Below are 6,662 nucleotides of genomic sequence, written 5' to 3' on the forward strand. Positions count from 1 at the left end.
ACAAGCCGAAACGTTTAAACCACACCTTCAAGCGGCATTCCACCGCAACTTGAAAAAGAGGACGGCAAACCTTACTGCCGTCCTCTGTCCTTCTCCGTTTTTACAGCGGGTATAGCGGATTAACAAAAACCAGTACGGCGTTGCCTCGCCTTAACTCAAAGAGAACGATTCTCTAAGGTGCTGAAGCACCAAGTGAATCGGTTCCGTACTATTTGTACTGTCTACGGCTTCGTTGCCTTGTCCTGATTTTTGTTAATCCACTATAAAAATTAGAAATGCACATTTTCATTATTCTCGCGCAGGCAGGACTCCAGACTTACCCATTTCAGTAATGTTTGAAAATAAAAGAAAAATCAGATGTTTGTATTCCCGCCTGCGCAGAAATGGAGACGGTGCTCTGTCGTCTCATTTTTGTTTTAATCAACTATATATAACTGATTAAACATAAGAAATGCCGTCTGAAAGACTTTCAGGCGGCATTCGTTCAAGCGTCGAACTTTATTGCGCCTTGGTTTCGGTTACAAAACCGATTTTGGTGATTCCTGCCTGACGGGCGGCTTCTAAAGCTTTGTTTACATAATCGTATTCCACCGCCTTGTCTGCCGCAATCGCCACAATCACGTTTTCATTCTGCTCCTTGGCGGCTTTCAGACGGCTTTCCACTTCCCCGATTTCCACTTTGCTTGCAGAATCCCCGCCGACATAATAGCCGCCGTTCGCATCAATCGTCAGGCGCAGGGGGTCTTTAGGCTGTTTGTCCTGCTTGTTTGCCTGCTCGGACGCGGTCGGCAGTTCCAAAGGGATGGAATGCGTCAGCACCGGCATAGTAATCATAAACACAATCAGCAACACCAGCATCACGTCCACCAACGGCGTAACGTTGATGTCGGACATCGGAGAATCGTCGCTGGAATTCATCGAACCAAATGCCATAATCAGCTATCCTTTTGATTAAGCAGGCGGACATGCAAATCGTGCGCCATCGCATCCAAATCCTGGGTCAGTATTTTTGTGCCGCGATTGAGGAAGTTGTATGCCAACACCGCCGGAATCGCCACGAACAAACCCGCCGCCGTCGCCACCAGTGCCTCGCCAATCGGGCCGGCAACCGCCGCAATACTCATCTGCCCGCTTTGCCCGATATTGATCAGGGCGTGGTAAATCCCCCAAACCGTGCCGAACAACCCGATAAACGGCGCGGTCGCGCCGATGGAGGCAAGCGCGGTCATCCCGTAATCAAACCGGCGCATAATCTGCGCCATACTGTTGCGGATTTGAATGACCAAATACTCGTTCAACGGCAAAGCCTGCGCCAGTTCGGACGCTTCGTTTCGGCGGTAGTTGCGGTAAGACTGCAATGCCTCTTGCGCCAGTTTGGACAAAGGCGCATCGACGGCGCGCACTTTTTCGACCGCGTCGTTCAGCGACAAAGTATCGCGCATATGCCGTTTGACGGCGGCATTCCCTTTGCGCGCCCGATACAGCTTGATGCAGCGCAAGACAACCAGACACCACGTTACGGTACTCATCAACAGCATCAACACAAACACACCGATCAGGACGGGATCGCCCGATTCAAACACTAATTTCAAATTCATAATGATTCCAACACTGAAAAAACCAATCAAACATCCAAGCTGCCGCAAACTGCCGCGACAACCGCCTAATTCAATTCAAACTTGACGGGGACTTTAAACTCCGTCCAGGCATTGGCTTGAAAATGCCCGTTTTGCGCCGCTTTGCGTGCCGCATTGTCCAAACGGGAAAAACCGCTGCTTTTCACCACTTTGACGGACTCGACATGACCGCCCGGAGAAACCAAAACGCTCAAAACAACCATACCCTGCTCGTCATTTTCCATAGAAAGTGCGGGATAGGCCGGGCGCGGGATGCTGCCGTTGGCGCGTAAAGGATTGCCTTTGCTGCTGCCGACACCGGTTCCGCCGCCGCTGCCGCCGGCTCCTTCCCCGTGTTCGCCTTTGGCACCGCCGCTTCCTTTACCGCTGCCTTCTCCGCGCCCCGTTCCGTCGCCTTTGGTACCGGTTCCCTTACCTTCCCCATTACCCTGCTCGCTGCCGGCTTTGGCAGAAGCATTACCGGAATGTTCGGCAGGTTTTTCAGACGGCTTCTCTGCCGGTTTTTCCGCCGGTTTCGGGGCAGGCTTCGCTTCCGGTTCGGGTTCGGGCTTAGGTTTTTCTTCGGGTTTCGGCTTTTCCTTAGGTTGCTGAATATCCGCATCCGCCTTTTTTGTAACCGCCGGCTTCAAAACCGGCTTGGGCGGTTCGACAGGTTTGGGCGGATCGGGCGCGGGTTGCGGTTCGGGCGCGGCAGGCGCGCCTGCGCCTTCGGGTGCGCCGCCCCCTCCGCCAAAATCGCCCAAATCGACAAATTCGATAACATTTCCTGACTCTATCACGGGCAGCTTGTGCGCCTGCCAGAGCAATGCCACTATTGCCAAATGCAGCAGTGCGACGGAAAACACGACTGCGGGGGTTAAAATTCGTTCTTTATCCATAATTCGGGCATAATAATAGCAACAATTCCTATTTGCAACCTATTTTTTATAATTTGTTGTCATGTGAACGCCTGCTCCATTCATAGGCAAACCGTGTTTAAACGCGGTATTACAGCAAATCATCAGATAACGGGCCGGCAGAAAAAATGATTCCGTCTGATTTCTTATTCCAATAAAATCAGGTTAGATGATATATTGCCGCTTCTGTCTGTCAGCCGTTTCGGGCTGCACACCACATCTGTTCAAAGGAAAACCATGTTTCAAAATTTTGACTTGGGCGTGTTTCTGCTTGCTGTCCTGCCCGTGCTGCTCGCCATTACCGTCAGGGAGGTGGCGCGCGGCTATACGGCGCGCTACTGGGGAGACAACACTGCCGAACAATACGGCAGGCTGACACTGAACCCCCTGCCCCATATCGATTTGGTCGGCACAATCATCGTACCGCTGCTTACTTTGATGTTCACGCCCTTCCTGTTCGGCTGGGCGCGTCCGATTCCTATCGATTCGCGCAACTTCCGCAACCCGCGCCTTGCATGGCGTTGCATTGCCGCGTCCGGCCCGCTGTCGAATCTGGCGATGGCTGTTCTGTGGGGCGTGGTTTTGGTGCTAACTCCGTATGCCGGCGGGGCGTATCAGATGCCGCTGGCTCAAATGGCAAACTACGGTATTCTGATCAATGCGATTTTGTTCGCGCTCAACATCATCCCCATCCTGCCTTGGGACGGCGGCATTTTCATCGACACCTTCCTGCCGGCGAAATATTCGCAAGCGTTCCGCAAAATCGAACCTTATGGGACGTGGATTATCCTGCTGCTTATGCTGACCGGGGTTTTGGGTGCGTTTATTGCACCGATTGTGCGGCTGGTGATTGCGTTTGTGCAGATGTTCGTCTGACTGGCTCTCAGACGGCATAAACGTTCCAAAAAACGCGGAAGGACATATTGCCCTGCCGCTTTTTTTTGGTTTTACAATGCCCTGTCGAAATAAAGCGGCACGCCTGATTTTTCACTCATACCGATTAAATAATCCATCGTCTTCCGAGGGAACGCGATGCCGCGCACCACGGTCAGATTCCTCAAAACGGGGAAAACCAAAATATCCTCCATACCGATTCCACCGTTGATGCCGTCTGAAGTACCGTCCATCAAATTCTCCAACTCTTGCAAATCTGCGTTTATCCGTTCAAGGTATTGGGCGGTTTTATTCAAATTGGCGGAAAAGCTGCCGATGCTTTTCTCTTTTTTGTCTGTGAAATATTTCACCGCTTCCGGCGTTACAAATTCGGGCAGCCCGATTTTGATCAAGCGTGGCTGAACCAATTTGTTGTTGTATCCGCCTACCTTGTCCAGCCACGCCTGTATCTCGGGGCGGACTTCGTCTTTCAGACGGCCTTCTCGGTCGAAATGGCACACAATGTCCAAACTCTCGCCCATAAACGAACCGTCTTCTTTTTGCAGGACGGGCACTTGTTTCGCACCGATCATACCGATCGGCGTTGCCTCGTCGTCGTTTGCCAGCACGACTTCTTCAACGTCAGCACCAAACAGCCCGGCAGCCATCCGCGCACGCACGCAAAACGGGCAATGGTCGTAAATATACAGTTTCATCAAAATATTCCTCGTCAACCTGTCGGTACCGGCTACCTTAACACCCGGCGCCGCCCGAAACAAGTTTATCTTCCCGCCTATGCACCGTAAATAAATAAGCTGTTACAATGAACTCGTTTTTATCGGAACGGAAGATCCCATCATGACCGCCATCAGCCCGATTCAAGACACGCAAAGCGCGACCCTGCAAGAATTGCGCGAATGGTTCGACAGCTACTGCGCCGCTCTGCCGGACAACGATAAAAACCTCATCGGTACCGCATGGTCGCTGGCGCAGGAACATTATCCTGCCGATGCCGCCACGCCGTATGGCGAGCCGCTGCCCGACCACTTCCTCGGCGCGGCGCAAATGGTCGACGAACTCGACCTGCTGCCCGATGCCGTCGCCGCCACCCTGCTTGCCGACATCGGACGCTACGTCCCCGATTGGAACCTATTGGTTTCCGAGCGCTGCAACAGCACCGTCGCCGAGCTGGTCAAAGGTGTGGACGAAGTGCAGAAGCTCACCCACTTCGCCCGGGTGGACAGCCTCGCCACTTCCGAAGAGCGCGCGCAGCAAGCCGAAACCATGCGGAAAATGCTGCTGGCGATGGTTACCGACATCCGCGTCGTATTAATCAAACTGGCGATGCGTACGCGCACCCTGCAATTTTTAAGCAACGCCCCCGACAGCCCCGAAAAACGCGCCGTCGCCAAAGAAACCCTCGACATCTTCGCCCCGCTCGCCAACCGCTTGGGCGTGTGGCAGCTCAAATGGCAGCTCGAAGATTTGGGCTTCCGCCATCAAGAACCCGAAAAATACCGCGAAATCGCCCTGCTTTTGGACGAAAAACGCACCGAACGCCTCGAATACATCGAAAACTTCCTCGATATCCTGCGTACGGAACTCAAAAAATACAATATCCACTTTGAAGTCGCCGGCCGTCCGAAACACATCTACTCCATTTACAAAAAAATGGTGAAGAAAAAACTCAGCTTCGACGGCCTGTTCGACATCCGCGCCGTGCGGATTCTGGTCGATACCGTCCCCGAGTGTTACACCACGCTGGGCATCGTCCACAGCCTCTGGCAGCCCATTCCCGGCGAGTTCGACGACTACATCGCCAACCCCAAAGGCAACGGTTATAAAAGTTTGCACACCGTCATCGTCGGCCCGGAAGACAAAGGTGTGGAAGTGCAAATCCGCACCTTCGATATGCACCAATTCAACGAATTCGGTGTCGCCGCCCACTGGCGTTACAAAGAAGGCGGCAAAGGCGATTCCGCCTACGAACAAAAAATCGCCTGGTTGCGCCAACTCTTGGACTGGCGCGAAAATATGGCGGAAAGCGGCAAGGAAGACCTCGCCGCCGCCTTCAAAACCGAGCTTTTCAACGACACGATTTATGTTTTGACCCCGCACGGCAAAGTCCTCTCTCTGCCAACGGGCGCAACCCCCATCGACTTCGCCTACGCCCTGCACAGCAGCATCGGCGACCGCTGCCGGGGCGCGAAAGTCGAAGGGCAGATTGTGCCGCTGTCCACCCCGCTCGAAAACGGACAGCGCGTCGAAATCATTACCGCCAAAGAAGGGCATCCTTCCGTCAACTGGCTTTACGAAGGCTGGGTCAAATCCGGCAAGGCCATCGGCAAAATCCGCGCCTACATCCGCCAGCAAAACGCCGACACCGTGCGCGAAGAAGGCCGTGTCCAACTCGACAAGCAGCTTGCCAAACTCACGCCCAAACCCAACCTGCAAGAGCTTGCCGAAAATCTCGGCTACAAAAAGCCAGAAGACCTCTACACCGCCGTCGGACAAGGCGAAATTTCCAACCGCGCCATCCAAAAAGCCTGCGGCACGCTGAACGAACCGCCGCCCGTGCCCGTCAGCGCAACCACCATCGTCAAACAGTCCAAAATCAAAAAAGGTGGCAAAACCGGCGTGCTCATCGACGGCGAAGACGGCTTGATGACCACGCTTGCCAAATGCTGCAAACCCGCGCCGCCCGACGATATTGCCGGCTTCGTTACCCGCGAGCGCGGCATTTCCGTCCACCGCAAAACCTGCCCCTCTTTCCGACACCTTGCCGAACACGCGCCCGAAAAAGTACTGGACGCAAGTTGGGCGGCGTTGCAGGAAGGGCAAGTGTTCGCCGTCGATATCGAAATCCGCGCCCAAGACCGCTCCGGGCTTTTGCGCGACGTATCCGACGCGCTCGCCCGCCACAAACTCAACGTTACCGCCGTACAAACCCAGTCCCGCGACTTGGAAGCCAGCATGAGGTTCACGCTCGAAGTCAAACAAGTCAACGACCTCCCGCGCGTCCTCGTCGGCCTCGGCGATGTCAAAGGCGTATTGAGCGTTACCCGGCTTTAAATACAAAAATGCCGTCTGAAAGCCGGATAACGCTTCAGACGGCATTTTGATTGCCGGGTTTTGCTATTTTTTGTTGTAATAATCAAATCGCACGTTGACTATGTCTTTCTCGGTAAAAATATAACGGAGCATCGTTGTGAATCTTTCATAACGTTCATGAATTCCCACACTATCAGGCAACCAA

The 6,662-nt window shown here is 53.7% G+C and carries 7 protein-coding genes; 2 read left to right on the forward strand and 5 right to left on the reverse strand.

All coding sequences use genetic code 11. From position 1 onward, the window contains the following. Positions 1-498: 498 nt before the first annotated feature. The 3 genes from DFR77_RS06555 to DFR77_RS06565 all read right to left on the reverse strand — a co-directional run bounded on the left by DFR77_RS06555 (position 499) and on the right by DFR77_RS06565 (position 2,515). A complete protein-coding gene (locus DFR77_RS06555; protein WP_003693740.1) occupies positions 499-933 on the reverse strand; it encodes an ExbD/TolR family protein in 435 nt (144 codons plus the stop codon). A 2-nt stretch (positions 934-935) separates the two neighbouring features. Next, positions 936-1,598 carry a TonB-system energizer ExbB gene (exbB, locus tag DFR77_RS06560; RefSeq protein ID WP_003695658.1) on the reverse strand — a complete coding sequence of 221 codons (663 nt, stop codon included), beginning with the start codon at positions 1,596-1,598 and terminating at the stop codon, positions 936-938. A gap of 65 nt (positions 1,599-1,663) precedes the next feature. Then, positions 1,664-2,515: an energy transducer TonB gene (locus DFR77_RS06565; RefSeq protein ID WP_003693736.1), complete on the reverse strand. Its 852-nt coding sequence runs from the start codon at positions 2,513-2,515 to the stop codon at positions 1,664-1,666. 255 nt (positions 2,516-2,770) lie between these two features. On the opposite strand from DFR77_RS06565, the gene DFR77_RS06570 reads away from it, so the two are divergent. Further along, positions 2,771-3,409 (forward strand): site-2 protease family protein, encoded by a 639-nt coding sequence (locus DFR77_RS06570; protein WP_003693735.1) that lies wholly within the window; start codon positions 2,771-2,773, stop codon positions 3,407-3,409. A 71-nt stretch (positions 3,410-3,480) separates the two neighbouring features. Here the strand turns inward: DFR77_RS06570 and DFR77_RS06575 are convergent, their stop codons facing one another. Next, positions 3,481-4,122 (reverse strand): GrxB family glutaredoxin, encoded by a 642-nt coding sequence (locus tag DFR77_RS06575; protein ID WP_010358860.1) that lies wholly within the window; start codon positions 4,120-4,122, stop codon positions 3,481-3,483. 142 nt (positions 4,123-4,264) lie between these two features. On the opposite strand from DFR77_RS06575, the gene DFR77_RS06585 reads away from it, so the two are divergent. Beyond that, positions 4,265-6,478, forward strand: a complete 2,214-nt coding sequence (locus DFR77_RS06585; protein WP_003693731.1) for a RelA/SpoT family protein — start codon at positions 4,265-4,267, stop codon at positions 6,476-6,478. A gap of 63 nt (positions 6,479-6,541) precedes the next feature. Here DFR77_RS06585 and DFR77_RS14115 read toward each other — a convergent pair. Beyond that, positions 6,542-6,662, reverse strand: a 121-nt coding sequence (locus DFR77_RS14115; protein WP_249033551.1) for an Imm41 family immunity protein, incomplete at its 5' end; no start/stop codon positions are given.

The sequence above is a fragment of the Neisseria gonorrhoeae genome (assembly GCF_003315235.1).
Taxonomy (GTDB): domain Bacteria; phylum Pseudomonadota; class Gammaproteobacteria; order Burkholderiales; family Neisseriaceae; genus Neisseria; species Neisseria gonorrhoeae.